Raw genomic sequence first — 15,817 nt, forward strand, 5'->3', positions numbered from 1 at the left:
GCTGTGATGCGCCGGTTTTTCATATCTTATCCCCCGAAATCGTCCAGCATGATATCTTCGCGGTCCACGCCAAGATCCAGCAGCATGTTGATGACCGATTGGTTCATGATCGGCGGGCCACACATGTAGAACTCGCAATCTTCAGGCGCGGGGTGGGTCTTGAGGTATTCATCGAACAGCACGTTATGGATGAAGCCGGTATAGCCTTTCCAATCGTCCTCGGGCTGGGCGTCCGACAGGGCCACATGCCATTCGAAATTGTCGAACTCTTCGGCCAATTGGTCGAAATCCTCGACAAAGAACATCTCTTTCTTCGAGCGCGCGCCATACCAGAAGCTGATCTTGCGGTCCCGGTTTTCCAGACGCTTGAGCTGATCGAAGATGTGGCTGCGCATTGGCGCCATGCCTGCACCACCACCGATAAAGACCATCTCTTTCTGCGTGTCGCGGGCGAAAAACTCACCAAACGGGCCTGAGATCGTGACTTTGTCGCCCGGTTTCAGGTTGAAGATGTAAGACGACATCTGACCGGGCGGGATACCGTCCGACCCCGGAGGCGGCGAAGCCACGCGAACGTTCAGCATGATCATGCCCTTTTCGTCCGGGTAGTTGGCCATGGAATAAGCGCGCTCGATCGGTTCGGCCACGACGGATTCGTACTGCCAAAGATTGAACTTGTCCCAATCCTCGCGATATTCTTCCTCAACGTCGAAATCGGTGTATTTCAACGCATGCGCAGGGGCTTCGATCTGGATGTAACCACCAGCGCGAAAGTTCACATCTTCGCCTTCAGGCAGGTCCAGTGTCAGGGCCTTGATGAAGGTCGCCACGTTTTCATTCGAGCGAACAGTGCATTCCCATTTCTTAACGCCAAAGACCTCTTCTGGGACTTCGATATCCATGTCCTGCTTGACCGCCACCTGACAGGACAGACGGTCGCCACAGGCGGCCTCGCGCTTGGTGATATGGCTTTCCTCGGTCGGCAGGATTGAACCGCCGCCCGAATGCACCCGCACCCGGCACTGCGCGCAGGTACCACCCCCGCCACAGGCGGAGGGAACGAACAGTTTCTCGGCCGCAAGGGTTTGCAGAAGTTTGCCACCGGCGGGGACCGAGATGGTTTTCTCACCGTTGATGGTGATGTTCACGTCCCCGGTCGACACCAGTTTAGAGCGCGCGGCCAGAATGATTGTCACCAGCGCGATGACGATTACGGTGAAAAGGGCTACGCCTAAGCTAAAAGTTTCCATTGCGCCCTCCTTACAGTTTCACGCCCGAGAAGGACATGAAGGCCATCGCCATCAGACCTGCGGTGATGAAGGTGATCCCCAGACCCTGAAGGCCGTCGGGAATGTCCGAGTATTTCAGCTTTTCGCGCACGCCCGCCATCGCGGTAATCGCCAGCGCCCAGCCAAAGCCGGAAGACAGGCCATAGGTCGCTGCCTCGGCAAAGTTATAGTCGCGTTCCACCATGAACAGCGAGCCGCCAAGGATGGCGCAGTTCACCGTAATCAGCGGCAGGAAGATACCCAGCGCGTTGTAGAGCGGCGGGAAATACTTGTCCAAAACCATCTCGAGGATCTGAACCATTGCGGCGATCACGCCGATATAGGAAATCAAGCCAAGGAAGGTCAGGTCCACGTCAGGGAACCCAGCCCAGGCGAGCGCGCCCGGTTTCAGCAGATAGTTCAGCAGCAGGTTGTTGGCAGGCACAGTGATGGCCTGCACGACCATGACCGAGATGCCCAGACCCAGCGCCGTCGAAATCTTCTTGGACACGGCGATGAAGGTACACATCCCCAGAAAGAAGCTAAGCGCAAGGTTTTCGACAAAGATGGCCTTTACGGCCAGTGAGATCAGACCTTCCATCAGTGGGCCTCTACCTGCTGGATTTTGTATTCACGCTCTTCCACCTGGTTCGGCTTCCATGTGCGGAAGGCCCAGATGATCAGACCGATGATGAAGAATGCCGACGGCGGCAGCAGCAGCATGCCGTTGGGCACGTACCAGCCACCGTTGTTGACGGTCTCCAGAATGGTGATGCCAAACAGAGACCCGGCGCCGAACAGCTCACGAATGAAACCGACCAGCAGCAGGATCAGGCCATAGCCCATACCGTTGCCCATGCCGTCAATGAACGACGCGACGGGCGGGTTCTTCATCGCAAACGCCTCGGCCCGGCCCATCACAATACAGTTGGTGATGATTAGACCGACGAACACCGACAGGGTTTTCGAAATTTCAAACGCATAGGCTTTCAGCACCTGATCCACCAAAATCACCAGCGAGGCGATGATCACCATCTGCACGATGATCCGGATCGAACCGGGGATCTGGTTGCGCAGGCATGAGATGAAGAAGGACGAGAACGAGGTCACGAACGTCACCGCCAGCGCCATCACGAAGGATACCTGCAGCGACGAGGTCACCGCCAGCGCCGAACAGATGCCCAGCACTTGCAGCGTAATCGGGTTGTTGTCGACAAGCGGGTCGACCAGCATCTCTTTTTTGGTCTGAGACATCAGATTTCTCCTGCTTGCAGTTTGGCCAGGAACGGAGCATAGCCCGCATCCCCCATCCAGAACCTTACAAGGTTATCAACACCCACCGAGGTCAGCGTTGCCCCTGCCAGTGCATCCACGTAAAAATCAGGGCCAGCGGCAGGCTGCGATTTGGCGACGGTGATCTGAAGCTCACCCTCATCATCGCGCAGCTTCTTGCCATTCCACAGCGCCCTCCAGCGCGGGTTATCCACCTCGGCCCCAAGGCCCGGCGTTTCACCATGCTGATAGAATTGTAGGCCAAAGATATCGTTGCCGTTGTTCTCCAACGCGATAAAGCCAAAAAGTGTGGACCAAAGGCCGTAGCCATGCAGCGGCAGGATCACCTTGTCCAATTCACCGGAATCGTCCCGCAGCAGGTAAATCACGCGGTATTTGGATTGGCGTCCGATACCTGCGGGGTCATTGTCCAGCGCGATGCTGAGGTCAGGATCGCTGGCCGCAGCGATATCATCGAACGTGGTGGCATCGAACTGATCGTCCACGAACTGACCGGTCGACAGTTCCAGCACATGCGGTTCAAAGGCGGCGAATGCCTCGGACACGTCGACGCCCGGCTCATACACGCCTGCTACTTGCAGAACATTGACTTGCTTGTCTTTCAGCGCGTTCGCTTCCTGCACAGGACGCAGGCTGACTGCCGCGGCAGACACAACCATCGAGGCCACCAGACATACGGCAACCGCGACAAAGATCGTTTTGCCAACTGAATCAGGCGAGGCCGCAAGGAACTTGGCAATCGCGCCTTTAGGCTCTGGGGATTGCGTATCAGACATGGCGACGCGCCCTCCGTTTGATGTTTGCCTGAACGACGAAATAGTCGATCAGCGGTGCAAAGACGTTGCCGAACAAGATGGCCAGCATCATGCCCTCGGGGAAAGCCGGGTTGATCACGCGGATCATCACAACCATGACACCGATCAAGGCACCATAGATATAACGGCCCATATTGGTGTGGCTGGCGGAAACTGGTTCTGTGACCATGAAAGCCAGACCAAAGGCGTACCCGCCCAGAACGATGTGCCAGTACCAGGGCATCGCGAACATCGGGTTGGTGTCCGAGCCGATCAGGTTCAGCAGCAGGGTAAAGCCGATCGTGCCCACCAGGCAGCCCACGATCAGGCGATAATTGGCAATCCTTGTCATCAACAGGAAGGCCAGACCAATCATACACGCCAGCGTCGATGTCTCGCCAAAGCTGCCCTGAATGGTGCCGAAGAAAGCATTGGCCCAGGTAATCCCATCAGCCGCCAGCGCCTGAACGCCTTCGGCTGCGGTGATACCCAGCGCGGTCGCTCCGGAAAAACCGTCGACCGGGGTCCAGACTGAATCCCCCGACATTTGCGCAGGATAGGCGAAATACAGGAACGCCCGCCCCACCAGTGCGGGGTTGAGGAAGTTCTTGCCGGTGCCGCCAAACACTTCCTTGCCGATGACAACGCCGAAGATGATGCCCAAAGCGACCTGCCACAGCGGTGTAGTCGCAGGCAGGATCAGCGTGTAAAGCATCGAAGTCACAAGAAAGCCTTCGTTGACTTCATGCCCGCGCACCGTCGCAAAGATAACCTCGAAAATACCGCCCGCGACCAGCGTCGTGATGTAGATCGGCAGGAAATAAAGCAATCCGTGGAACACATTGGCAAACAGGCTTGAGGGGTCCAGCGAGATGCCGAACATCTGCAACAGGGCGATCCGCCATCCAGTCGCGGCATCCGGCCCCAGCGTGGCAATGGCCGAGTTTGCCTGATAGCCCGTGTTCCACATCCCCCACAGGATACAGGGGATAGTGGCGATCACGACATAGGTCATGATCCGCTTCATATCCACGTAGGACCGTGCGTGTGGGGCCACGGTGGTGACGGTTTTCGGAGTGTAGATGAAGCTTTCGACCATCTCGTAGATGGGGAAATACTTCTCGTACTTGCCGCCCTTGGTAAAGTTCGGCTCGATCCGATCGAAGAAGCTGCGCAAACCCATTTGGATCAGCCCTCCTTTTCAATCTTGGTCAGGCAGTCGCGCAGCGCCAGCCCATATTCATATTTTGCTGGGCAGGCAAAACCGACCAGGCCCAGATCTTCTTCGTCAAGTTCCAGCGCCCCAAGCGCTTGGGCCGTATCCGTATCCATGACTAACAGCGCGCGCAGCAACTGTGTCGGCAGATAATCCTGCGGCATCAGTTCTTCGAACGTGCCCGTTGGAACCATTGCACGGCGGCCGCCATTCAGGTTGGACGTAAACGCAAACAGCTTTTTGGCAAAGGCCGAACCCAGAACCGGTTGAACGGCGTATTTCGACGGCATTGGGCGTATCCAACCCATCGGAATCTGGTCAGGGTCTTCGCGGATGATAGAAATCTGGCGCGCAAAACGGCCAAGAAACGCGGTGGGGCCGTCAGCTAGTTTTCCCGAGAGGATCGAGCCCGAAATAATCCGCGCGGTGCCGTCAATTTCGATCTCATCCCGAGTAAGGTCATCTGTCGACGCGCCCATGACCGTGCGGATCAGGCGGGGATGACGTGCACCGGGGCCCGACAGGGCAATCACAACATTCGGGTCCAGATGTCCGGTCTGCATCAGCCGGCCAATCGCGATTACATCCTGATATCCGATCGTCCAAACTTGCTTTTCGCCGGCCAGAGGTTCCAGAAAGTGGATATGAGTCCCGGCCAGCCCAGCCGGATGCGGGCCCGAAAATGCTGCGGCTTCGACATTCGCAAGATCAGACCCCGGCAGCGAGTCACCTTCCTGTTGACACAGATACGTTTTGCCGTCCGTCAGAAGCGACACCGCCTTCAGCCCTTCGGCAAATGCCTCGCCCGCGTCGTTTATGATGACGGCCGCGTCACCGGAAAGGGGCTCACTGTCCATTGCGGTGACAAAGATCGCCGTAGGCTTAGAGCCCGGCGCAGGCATTTTCGAATACGGGCGCGTTCGGAACGATGTCCAAAGACCAGCGGCGCACAGCTTGGCAGTAACGCCTTCCGCGCTGTCCGAGCTACCGGTGCTTGAGAAATCCAAACCCACATCGTTTTGGTCTGATACCTCGATCACGACGCTCTGCAAGACACGACGCGCGCCACGGTTGACCGCGACGACCTTCCCGGTCAGAGGCGCAACCATCATCGCTGCGGGCATGTCCTTGTGGCAGAACAGCGGCGTCCCCCGTTGTACCTCGTCGCCTTCCTGAACCAGCATCCGAGGTTTCAGGCCAAGATAGTCACCACCCAGAACCCCAACGGTCGAAAATTCCGGACCGGGTTGAATCGTCTGTTCCGGCGCGCCCTGCACCGGCAATTCTAACCCCTTTTTCAGTTTGAAAGTTTGCATGTCGCTACGGTCTTCCAAGCCTTATTGCTGCACCACTCCGTTTTGGCACTCACATAGTGGCACAAAACGCTGTGAACGTGGGAGCCTTGGAGCAAAAAAAAGCGCGCGGCGCTCAATCCTGATCTATGGCTTCCTGTCGATCACGGACCCTTTACGCGCGGATGCTGACAAACGCAAACCCGTTACGGCCAAAATCGGCATCGGATTTTCACTTTCGGAAGAACAGCCTTATTTTAAGCCTTCCTAAATTGCGTATCGCGCCCGGAATGCTTCCAGTGTAAGCACCCAGAATGGAACACGCTGACACGCTAGAGATATTTTTGGTGGCTACGCCCGGCCTTGAAGCACCGCTTTGTGCCGAAGCGCGAGAGAAGGGATTCGCCAATGTCACCGCCGTTCCCGGCGGGGTGAATTGCCGTGGGACATGGTCCGAGGTCTGGCGTGCGAACCTGTGTCTTCGTGGGGCCAACAAGGTACTGGTCAGGTTGGGCAGCTTTCCTGCCGTGCATTTGGCCCAACTTGACAAACGGGCGCGCAAATTTCCCTGGTCTCAGTTTCTGCGCCCCGATGTTCCTGTTCGGGTTGAGGCAACCAGCCGCAAGTCTCGAATCTATCACGCCGGGGCCGCCCGCCAGAGGATCGAGCGTGCGATTACCGAAACTCTGGGCGTTCAGGTGTCACCCGAAGCCAGTCTGCGCATATTGTTGCGTATCGAAAAAGACATCTGCACGTTTTCTGTAGACACATCCGGAGACCCTTTGCACAAGCGCGGTCATAAGCCTGCGGTCGCTAAGGCCCCAATGCGCGAGTCGATGGCCTCCATGTTCCTGCGCGAATGTGGGTTCGATGGGACAGAGCCGGTACTTGACCCAATGTGCGGATCGGGAACCTTTGTGATCGAAGCGGCGGAAATTGCTTTGAACCTGAACCCCGGTCGATCGCGCTCATTCGCGTTCGAAAGTCTCAAGACTTTTGATCCCGCCATCTGGGCCGACATGCGGGCCCAACATGCGCCCTCAGAAGCAGATGTCATGTTTTTCGGCTCGGACCGCAACGCAGGGGCTGTCGACGCTTCGACTTCGAACGCCAAATGTGCAGGCGTCGCCAGTGTCACCAGATTTCAAACGCGATCTGTCAGCGACATCAAACCCCCGACGGACCGGGCGGGGCTTGTCATCATCAACCCCCCTTATGGTGCAAGGATCGGCGACGAAAAACGTCTGCGTTCCGTCTATGGGACGCTGGGCAAGGTCCTGACCTCAAAGTTCAGCGGCTGGAGGGTCGGATTGGTCACAAGTAATGCCTCGCTGGCGCGCTCCACTCGTCTACCCTTTTTACCTGCGGGACCGGTGGTGGATCACGGCGGCACCAAAATCCGGCTTTATCAAACAAAACCCTTGGCCTGACATGGAACAAACTACTGTGTTCAAGTCGTCCTCAGCCATTTCCGACGCAACGCACAAAATCCCCCTTGCGCATCCAAATCGCCGGGTATAGACCCCGCGCCACGGTCGGAGTGTAGCTCAGCCTGGTAGAGCACTGTCTTCGGGAGGCAGGGGTCGGAGGTTCGAATCCTCTCACTCCGACCAATAAAATCAATTGCCTGTATTTATTTAGCGCCTTCCCAAAGCATCGAGTTTTCCTAACATGTTGGGGAAACCTTATTCCCTCACCCGTTCATTTTGTCGGTAAGGTTTGCATCTAATAAACGATGCGGTCGGTTTGAACTGGTCAGAGTGCCTACGCAGGCGGCGATTGCGGCCCTTACATGGGATCGTTTGACCTACAGCTCACTCAACCAGTTCGTAGTGCTTGATTAACCTGCTTTCGACCAACTCGGCTTCGGCAGGATCAATATGCGGAGAGCTATAGTCCTCGCCAACAAACTTCTTAAGCGAGGCCAAGTCTTTCCAAACCATCACGAAACAGAATTCTCTTGGGCTATCGCTGTGCGGAGTACCCGGTAAAACCTGAACAATCCCTGCAGTTTCTTTCATCATCGGAATTGCGGTTTTGTGGAAGAATTCCGCAAATTCGTCTTCCTTACCTTCTTTTACCTGAACTTGAAAAATGCGCATTATCATGCCGTTTCCTCCCTCAGAGACTTACTGGCGTGCATAAATGCCTCACACAGGATCATACCATCAGAGCCTGTGAATGTCCTGACTGCGCTTATGCGTCGCTTCGTCGGCGGGGTTATCTGTGGATTGGACCGTCAAACAAAAGTATAGCGTCTTGGCCGCACCAAATTGCCAGAACAGCAAGAAATACAAAATCGTGCTATGCTGCCCAGTTATAGGGGGCGAACAATGGCTACTTTAGATTTTTCTGAATTTGGAACCGCCGAAAAGGAAGGATGGTCCCGGCCCGACACTGCCGAAAGTTATGCGGCCAGTTTGGAAGGCACCGCAGCCCAAAGCGTCCCGGAACTTTTACGGCAAGCGCGGATCGGCCCAGGAAAGCAGGTGCTGGATCTGTGTTGCGGACCGGGCGTTGTCACCGCCGGGCTGCTTGCAGCCGGAGCCGAAGCGACTGGCTTGGATTTCTCGCCCGCAATGTTGCAGTTGGCACGCCAAAATGTGCCAGATGCAGTCTTCGTTGAGGGTGATGCTATGAACCTTCCTTTTGAAGACGCCTGTTTTGACGCCGTAACAATTGGCTTTGGCATTTTGCATGTTCCAGACCCGGTTAGCGTTCTGCAAGAGGCGCACAGGGTTCTGCGTAAGGGGGGACGCTTGTCCTTTTCGGTCTGGCATGGCCCAACCATCCCCACAATACTTGGGGATTTGTTTCAAGTGATCGGTCGCTTGGGGGACCCGTCAGTTCAGTTGCCGCCCGGCCCCGGTTTGCACGACTATGCTGACCCCGAGATAGTTGACACCACGCTAACAAAAGCGGGCTTCTCGGATATCTCGCAGAGCTTGGTGCAAAATTTTGTTGAAACGCAAAACGCCGACGGCATGGTCACTTTGTTCATGGAGGGCACAGTTCGGGGTGGTTTGCTTTTGCGCTCGCAACCGACCGAAACGCTTGCCGATATTCAGGCGGCTATGAGTGAGCTCATCAAAACCAAATATGGGTCAAATGGCCCTTGGAAGCTTCCGATGCCGTCTGTGATTTCAGCGGCAACAGCTATCTGATGACGTTAGCGCAGGCCAGTCATTGCGCCACCGCGCGCAACCCAACCTGCGTTCTAATGCGATCGCGCAAACCCGAACAATGGGGTTGAGAAGGTGAAAAGCCACCGTTTCTTTTCCCTTGGACTAAGCGAACCGCCAGCCCAAGGGTAAAATTGTTCGAAACGTGCCCTGAAAGAAAAACTCTTTCCGGAAAAGCTATTGGTTGCCCGCCCGGCTGGTGAGTTCTTCCATAACGTTGTCGAGGTTAAAGCTGCCGGGTTTTTGCCTTGGCGGAAATTCCTCGAAACTTTGCAACCATTGTCCGACATAAGCAGCGGCTGGCGCGATGGCGAACATATGTTCAAGGAACCATCGCTGATAACCCATTGCGTTTTCCTCCTCGGCTCTCTCGAATGGGTCGCTGCGCAAGTTTGACAGCATTGGTGCGCGCAACACTTCAAAGGGCGAAAGCCAGACGTCGAGGCCATGCGCATTTTGTTTGAGGAACGTCACCTTGTATTGGTCGTAGCGAAGGGCCGCGACACTGCCGTCATCGGTCCAATAAATAAACTCGCTGCGTGGCCAATCGTCGGTTTCACCCGAGAAAGAAGGCAGAAGATTGTAGCCGTCCAGATGCGCCTTGTATTGGCGCCCTATGGCTTGAACGCCGCCTGTCAGCAACTTTTCTTTGATATCGGGTTCACCAACGGACGCCATTATCGTTGGCAGCATGTCGGCATGTGAGGCCACCCCATTGATCTTGGACCCTGGTTCGATGACCCCCGGCCATTTGATGACCGTTGGGACGCGATAGCCGCCTTCCCATTGTGTGTTTTTCTCTCCGCGGAAAGGCGTTGTCCCGCCGTCTGGCCAGGTGAACGTCTCGGCACCGTTGTCGGTTGAATACATTACGACCGTATTTTCAGAGATGCCAAGCTCATCCAGCTTGTCCAAAAGAACACCGACATGCCCGTCATGCTCGACCATGCCGTCAGGATAAACCCCCAGGCCGGTCACGCCTTCGGAGTCCTCCTTGAGATGCGTAAAAATGTGCATCCGGGTGGAGTTCCACCAAAAAAAAAACGGCTTGTCTTGCTCTACCGCTCTTTCCATGAAATCCAATGCGCTTGCGGTGACTTCTTCGTCAACGGTTTCCATGCGTTTTTTGGTAAGCGGTCCAGTGTCTTCGATTGAACCATCTGCAGTTGACTTGATAACGCCCCGCGGACCAAAGTTTTCCTTGAACGCTTCGCTCTTGGGATAATCCGGGTTTTCGGGTTCTTCCTCGGCGTTTAGGTGATAAAGATTTCCAAAAAACTCATCAAAACCATGGTTTGTGGGAAGGTGTTCGTCACGGTCACCCAGGTGATTTTTGCCAAATTGTCCCGTCATGTAGCCATGGTTCTTCAAAAGCCCGGCGATGGTAGGATCTTCGACAGGCATGCCCTCTGGCGCACCCGGCAGGCCCACTTTTGTCAGACCCGTGCGGATGGGAGATTGCCCTGTGATGAAGGCGGCGCGTCCAGCCGTGCAGGATTGCTCGCCGTACCAATCAGTAAAAAGCGCGCCTTCTTTGGCTATGCGGTCGATATTGGGCGTCTGATACCCCATCATCCCGTGGTTATATGCGCTGATATTCCAAAAACCGATGTCATCCCCCCAAATTATGAGGAAGTTCATCGGAGGCTCATCTTGGGCATGAACCGCTGTAGCGGCTGCAGCAAACAAAGCCGCCGCGATAGTGGACTTAATATTATACTTCATGTCTTCCTCCCAAAAATACCTGATTCAATTCTCGACAAAATAACACAAATTCAGTTTTTTGATTTAAGGAATTTGTGGCCCAAATGATCTTCAGTAGACGCTCGACGCTGGCTTGGAAGAAGGTTCAGGCCAGATTCAACTGCGGGGTCAGAGCATCCATTCAACGGGCAGCCACCTGACGACCGCCGTTAGGGCGCGTTGGAAACCGCTGGTTTCGGGGTCTGCGGTAAAGACGGTGACCGTCCCATCTTGCTCTTCTTGCAGCCAGATAATCTCATCGTCTTCACTCAGCTCAACGCGATAGGAAAAATCTGTGTTGGCCAATTTCTCGGCAAGCGACGCGGCGATCGCCGGGCTTTCGATCATGAGCCCCATTTCAGTGTTCAATCGCGCAGATCTGGGATCGAGGTTGTATGAACCAATAAAGACACGTTTACCATCCGATCCAAATACCTTTGCATGTAATCCCGATGCCGACCCTGCCAACATTTCTGGCAGGCTTCGTTCGCGATGTTCCTGCCGCAAAGCCCGAAGCTCCAAAAGTTCTACACCGCTATTCAGCAAGTCTTCCCTGTAGCGCATATAGGCCGCATGAACCGGCATAACGTCGGTCGCGTCCAATGAGTTGGTCAAGACACGGACTTTAACTCCGGACCTGGCTAGTCCTTCCAAAACTTCGGCACCGCGTTTGCCGGGAATGAAATATGCTGAAACAAGATCCAGTGAGGTTTGAGAGTCGTTGGCGAATGCTATCAGTTGCTCGACGATCAGATTTTCACTGTCTGCTTGACCCAACCCTTTGGCTGGATCGTCCACGAAAAGGGTAACTTCGCTCCACTCGACTGTCAGATCACGCGCAGCTATCCGGTCCGCAAGCTCATTGTCTTGGATCGCTTTTTGATAACCCGCGCCAACAGCGGTTTTCCGTGCGGCATCCGCCTTGGATTGCAGGCTTTTTTCCGCGGTGGGCTCCAGAAACAAAGCCGCGTCATAGGATGATGAACTGTTCCAATACGCGTCGAATGACTGCGACACCTCATCGACAATTGGGCCAATGGCGATCGTATCTACATCCAGATAGTGCGTTCCAGCCCCATAATCGAAATAGATATCACCGATATTGCGCCCCCCGACAATTGTGGCAACCCCATCCACAGTCATTGACTTGTTATGCATCCGACGGTTCAAGCGCCTGAAGTCAAAAGCGTAAGACAGAAGTTTGGGGTTTCTCAGCGTAAAGGGATTGAAAATGCGCACATGCGCGTTGGGCAGAGCATCCAGTTCAGCAAGCAAGCCATCCAACCCCGAGATGCCGTTATCATCGACCAGCAATCTGACCCGCACGCCGCGCTCGGCTGCGGCCCTAAGCTCATCAAGGAGCATCAGACCTGTAACATCGTCTTGCCAAATGTAGTACTGAGCGTCGATGGAAGACGTCGCTTGCCGTGCGAATATAGCCCTGGCCGCAAAGGCAGCGCGTCCATTGCCCAAAGGCCGCACCCCGTCAAGGCCGGGGTTTCGTTCGATCGCTTGTTTGATAGTGGCGCCTAAAGGCCCGTCCCAGTCAGGATCTTGTTTGAGAGTTTGCTCAGAATAGTTTTTCTCAGGAAGTGGAAATGCCAGCTTTAGCCCGACCACGGCGATTGTGATCACCACCGCGACAGTCAACAAAATCCTGATCAGCCGCATTCAGGGCTCCGTGTTCAGTACATCAAATAGGCCTTGTTCGTTAACATGATCTATCCACGGCTCATTTATCAAGAGTTTAGACCACCGTGTGGTGCGATCGAACTCAGACACCGTGCAACGAAGCGGGTATCTGGGCTGTCAAATCGCGGGAAAGGTTTTCCCTCAGTGCCAACTTCCAAATGTTGATATTATCCATCAGTCGGCGCGTTCTTTCGAAAATGCTCCCAAGCGTCGACTTCTTCACCTGATGGAAGAATACAAATCCCGGTCTTTCCACCATTAGCACCATCACGGATTTCATAGGTCCCACCGCTTTCTTCACAGAACACAGCCGATGGGTTCGGGACCTTCACAAGATCGTTGTTTGGCTTCATGCTGGCTTCCTTTGCAATCGGGTATTTTTGGCCCTCGAACACCGTTCCCCATATACCGATCTTGGACAAGTCCGCAGTCTGGACCTCATAGGGGTTTTGCTCAAGCACAACGAAGTCTGCCTTCTTGCCCGCACGGATCGAACCAATCTCGTCCTCCATTCGCATGAACCACGCGGCGTCAATGGTGATTGCGCGCAGGGCCTGATCTATGTCCAGACGCTCTGACCCCGCATTGTTGTTGCCGTTGATCGACACGCGTTCCATCGCATTTTGTGCCAGCGTCAGCGGGCTGAGAGGTGCCATGGGGCTATCGGAATGCAACCCAATTACCAACCCCTCGTCCGCAGCGCTGCCCAAGGGCACCATAAAGCGCGCCACATCTGCCCCCAACCACACGTCTGCGTATACGTCAGCAAGGATGTATTGGTAGTAAGGGTTGGCCGACACCACCATACCCAGCGCCTTCATCTGCCTCAACTGGTCCCGCGTGGCATAAGCAAAATGTTCAAGCGTCGTGCGGTGGTCAAAACGCGGTTTTTCCTCTTGCAGGTCGCGTACGATCTCGATCAGTAGGCGTGCGGACCCGTCGCCGTTGGTATGAGCGTGCAACTGGAACCCTTCGTTCCAAAAGAACCTGGCCCATTCCAGAATATCCTCAGGCTCGTTCATCCACTGGCCTTGGTGCCCATCTTTGTAGCCTGGGAACCCGTATTGCGAGAGGCCGCTGTAGATCGCTCCATCCATCATCAGCTTGAAGTGGTTGTCGAACTTGACCCTGTCGGTGTTCCCTTTCTCCCATTCGCGGATTTCGGCCAGAGCCTCTTGGGGCGATTTCCCGCGCGCTGTGAAATCCGTAATGATTGGCGTCAGGACGACACGCACCGGGGCTCCGGTTTGTTCGGACACTTTGCGGATCAGATTTGTCTCGCCAACTGGATCACCGAACAGGCCGATGCCCATATCCATCACGCTTGTTACACCGGCCTGATGGACGATTTCGAAGAAGGTCTCCATGCCTTGCGAGTATCTGGACTCCTCCAGAATGAACGGCATCTTGGGGAAAATGCCGACCAGCCCGTTCTCCCACCAGTGGCCGCGCTCCCAGTCGGATTCCTCGGGGAAGATCTGCGCATCTTCTTCGGTCAGCCCAAGCAGTTCGATGGCTGCGTCATTCATGAAATGCTCGTGGAACGAGCGATGCCACAGGATCACTGGCGTGTCGGGGAACAGATCGGTCAGGTCATCGCGATAAAGCTCGCCATGCCAGAGTGGATGATAGCCCCAAGTGATGAAGGGGATTTCAGTGTCCCCTGATTTCTCATATTCAGCCACCAGTTCCTTCAGGCGCTCAACATAGCCTTCCGGTGTGGTTTCGCCGGGGAACTCTCCGGTCGGTAAAGTCCAGTCATCCGGAGCAATGTAAGGGTACTGTGTCAAAATCGCAGGCAGCGACGGATGAACATGGGGGTCGATCAGGCCCGGCATAAGGATCTTGTCGGCGAATGTGGTGTCGACAACCGCCCCGGCCTTTACATAGTCGATTAAAGTTTCAAGCGTGCCGACCGACACGATACGACCATCTGACACAGCGACAGCCTTCGCTTCGGGAAGCGGCTTTTCCATCGTGATGATTTTATCTGCGGTAAAGATTGTGATGTCGCCATCAGCCGCATGCACCGGTAACGACAGGCCCGTCACCGAAATTCCCATTGCAAATGCAAACTTAGTCAGGGTCTTGATCATCGTCGTCCCTCTAAATGCTATATAGATGTAATACTTATATTTTGCCGCAAACGGGATGTATCTCAAAGTGGTATTTAGGCGCCTGTCGTGATGTTGCTAAGGGCCAATCAGGTTTGCTAACGTTGACCAATAATTGAAATATATATTTGTGAGGATCTAATGAGAAAACTTCTTGAATGGGTCATTCCGTTGACTTTGGCCAGCGCGTCTTGGGCCCAAAATGATGGCTGCGACACTCCCGGATGCGAGTTGGCTGATACGATATTCGGCGAGGTTGACAAACACCCCAACAGTTCAATCGACAAGGGCGAATTTTTGGATTTCGGTCGGTCGGTTTTTACATCGATGGATTCAAACGAAGATAAATCGGTGGACTTTGAGGAATTCTCGACCTTTGACTTCGGGTTCAAAGCTATTGCCCAAGACGCTGGACGACCAGAAGCCTATGATACCGCGCAGCGGATTCTGTTTGCTATGTTTGACCGCGATGGCAACCTAAGTATCGCCGTGGTAGAGTTTGAAGCCGTCATGAACGCAGATTTTCATAAAGCGGACCTCGATAACGATGAAAATTTGACCCGCGCCGAATATCTCGATGGCTACATGATAAACATCGCCTATCGCGCGGCGCTTGAAGGCCAATAAGCCGAATACTTGAATGGGTCGGGCTCAGTTGAACGACTGAATTTCTTCCGTGGTAATAGCATACCCAACTTTCGCGAGTTGGGTCTCAGCCTTGTTTAGTGAGAATACCCCGATGGCCCAAACCGGCTCAAACAAAGCCTCCAACTCATAAGGGGTCTCCAATGTAAGAAGAACCAATTGGTTTGGTGGCGGCGGAGGCACATGAATACATGCGCCGACATATGGCACCAGAAGCGCGGACAAAACCTTGTTTTCTTCAAATTTCAAAGGCACGAGATACCCCGGCAGGCGAACCCGCAGGCCGTTGTATTTCGTGGTCAGTTGCGCGCCCTTTTCGGCGTCAACGGGTTCTGACAATTCACCATGTTGAACAATGCCACCATTTCGAAGGCGCTGAACGACCGTAGTCTCGGCCCCCGGTGCAAGATCTTTCCAGCTTAGTTGCGTAGGTTCAGCATCCAGCGCAAGCACGCCAGCGGGGCTCAGCACACTTCCGGCGCTTAGGGTCGTCGCAATCAAAAAATCTCTTCGCGTCTGGGTCATGGTTCAACCTCTTCCCCTTTGCCACGATTTCAGATCAACGCTTTTCGTAAATC

Annotated in this window: 14 protein-coding genes and 1 tRNA gene; 4 read left to right on the forward strand and 11 right to left on the reverse strand. The window is 54.7% G+C overall.

The window, feature by feature from the left end; translation table 11 throughout:
• Positions 1 to 26: 26 nt before the first annotated feature.
• From nqrF to RUESEDTHA_RS18035, 6 genes are read right to left on the reverse strand one after another with little or no spacing between them, the layout of a single operon-like run.
• Positions 27 to 1,250, reverse strand: a complete 1,224-nt coding sequence (nqrF, locus tag RUESEDTHA_RS18010) for an NADH:ubiquinone reductase (Na(+)-transporting) subunit F (RefSeq protein WP_180888057.1) — start codon at positions 1,248 to 1,250, stop codon at positions 27 to 29.
• Positions 1,251 to 1,260: 10 nt separating this feature from the next.
• Entirely contained in the window at positions 1,261 to 1,869 is a 609-nt protein-coding gene (nqrE, locus tag RUESEDTHA_RS18015; RefSeq protein WP_050603817.1) for an NADH:ubiquinone reductase (Na(+)-transporting) subunit E, read from the reverse strand.
• Positions 1,869 to 2,522: an NADH:ubiquinone reductase (Na(+)-transporting) subunit D gene (locus tag RUESEDTHA_RS18020; protein WP_171125643.1), complete on the reverse strand. Its 654-nt coding sequence runs from the start codon at positions 2,520 to 2,522 to the stop codon at positions 1,869 to 1,871. The genes nqrE and RUESEDTHA_RS18020 overlap by 1 nt, the downstream gene beginning before the upstream one ends.
• A complete protein-coding gene (locus tag RUESEDTHA_RS18025; protein WP_180888058.1) occupies positions 2,522 to 3,337 on the reverse strand; it encodes a Na(+)-translocating NADH-quinone reductase subunit C in 816 nt (271 codons plus the stop codon). The genes RUESEDTHA_RS18020 and RUESEDTHA_RS18025 overlap by 1 nt, the downstream gene beginning before the upstream one ends.
• Positions 3,330 to 4,538, reverse strand: a complete 1,209-nt coding sequence (locus RUESEDTHA_RS18030) for an NADH:ubiquinone reductase (Na(+)-transporting) subunit B (RefSeq protein WP_180888059.1) — start codon at positions 4,536 to 4,538, stop codon at positions 3,330 to 3,332. Before RUESEDTHA_RS18030 ends, RUESEDTHA_RS18025 begins: the two co-directional genes overlap by 8 nt.
• Positions 4,539 to 4,543: 5 nt before the next feature.
• Positions 4,544 to 5,887 (reverse strand): Na(+)-translocating NADH-quinone reductase subunit A, encoded by a 1,344-nt coding sequence (locus tag RUESEDTHA_RS18035; protein WP_180888060.1) that lies wholly within the window; start codon positions 5,885 to 5,887, stop codon positions 4,544 to 4,546.
• A 290-nt stretch (positions 5,888 to 6,177) separates the two neighbouring features.
• Between RUESEDTHA_RS18035 and RUESEDTHA_RS18040 the strand changes: the two genes are divergently transcribed.
• The gene (locus RUESEDTHA_RS18040) at positions 6,178 to 7,293 is read left to right on the forward strand and encodes a class I SAM-dependent RNA methyltransferase (RefSeq protein WP_180888061.1); all 1,116 of its coding nucleotides are present in this window, start codon (positions 6,178 to 6,180) and stop codon (positions 7,291 to 7,293) included.
• A gap of 106 nt (positions 7,294 to 7,399) precedes the next feature.
• Positions 7,400 to 7,476: transfer RNA gene (locus RUESEDTHA_RS18045), tRNA-Pro, on the forward strand.
• Between the two features lie 201 nt (positions 7,477 to 7,677).
• Here RUESEDTHA_RS18045 and RUESEDTHA_RS18050 read toward each other — a convergent pair.
• A complete protein-coding gene (locus tag RUESEDTHA_RS18050; protein ID WP_180888062.1) occupies positions 7,678 to 7,971 on the reverse strand; it encodes an antibiotic biosynthesis monooxygenase in 294 nt (97 codons plus the stop codon).
• A gap of 225 nt (positions 7,972 to 8,196) precedes the next feature.
• Between RUESEDTHA_RS18050 and RUESEDTHA_RS18055 the strand changes: the two genes are divergently transcribed.
• Entirely contained in the window at positions 8,197 to 9,027 is an 831-nt protein-coding gene (locus RUESEDTHA_RS18055; RefSeq protein ID WP_180888063.1) for a class I SAM-dependent methyltransferase, read from the forward strand.
• A gap of 195 nt (positions 9,028 to 9,222) precedes the next feature.
• Here RUESEDTHA_RS18055 and RUESEDTHA_RS18060 read toward each other — a convergent pair whose 3' ends face one another.
• The 3 genes from RUESEDTHA_RS18060 to RUESEDTHA_RS18070 form a co-directional block, all read right to left on the reverse strand.
• Positions 9,223 to 10,770: an arylsulfatase gene (locus tag RUESEDTHA_RS18060; RefSeq protein ID WP_180888064.1), complete on the reverse strand. Its 1,548-nt coding sequence runs from the start codon at positions 10,768 to 10,770 to the stop codon at positions 9,223 to 9,225.
• 147 nt (positions 10,771 to 10,917) lie between these two features.
• Positions 10,918 to 12,459 (reverse strand): phospholipase D family protein, encoded by a 1,542-nt coding sequence (locus RUESEDTHA_RS18065; protein ID WP_180888065.1) that lies wholly within the window; start codon positions 12,457 to 12,459, stop codon positions 10,918 to 10,920.
• Positions 12,460 to 12,647: 188 nt separating this feature from the next.
• Positions 12,648 to 14,576 carry an amidohydrolase family protein gene (locus RUESEDTHA_RS18070; RefSeq protein ID WP_180888066.1) on the reverse strand — a complete coding sequence of 643 codons (1,929 nt, stop codon included), beginning with the start codon at positions 14,574 to 14,576 and terminating at the stop codon, positions 12,648 to 12,650.
• A gap of 249 nt (positions 14,577 to 14,825) precedes the next feature.
• Between RUESEDTHA_RS18070 and RUESEDTHA_RS18075 the strand changes: the two genes are divergently transcribed.
• On the forward strand, positions 14,826 to 15,221 hold the full coding sequence (locus RUESEDTHA_RS18075) for a signal transduction protein (protein WP_180888067.1): 396 nt from the start codon (positions 14,826 to 14,828) through the stop codon (positions 15,219 to 15,221).
• A 24-nt stretch (positions 15,222 to 15,245) separates the two neighbouring features.
• Here RUESEDTHA_RS18075 and RUESEDTHA_RS18080 read toward each other — a convergent pair whose 3' ends face one another.
• Positions 15,246 to 15,764, reverse strand: a complete 519-nt coding sequence (locus tag RUESEDTHA_RS18080) for a DUF3299 domain-containing protein (RefSeq protein ID WP_180888068.1) — start codon at positions 15,762 to 15,764, stop codon at positions 15,246 to 15,248.
• Positions 15,765 to 15,817: the final 53 nt, after the last annotated feature.

Source organism: Ruegeria sp. THAF57, from assembly GCF_903914075.1.
Classification (GTDB): Bacteria; Pseudomonadota; Alphaproteobacteria; order Rhodobacterales; family Rhodobacteraceae; genus Ruegeria.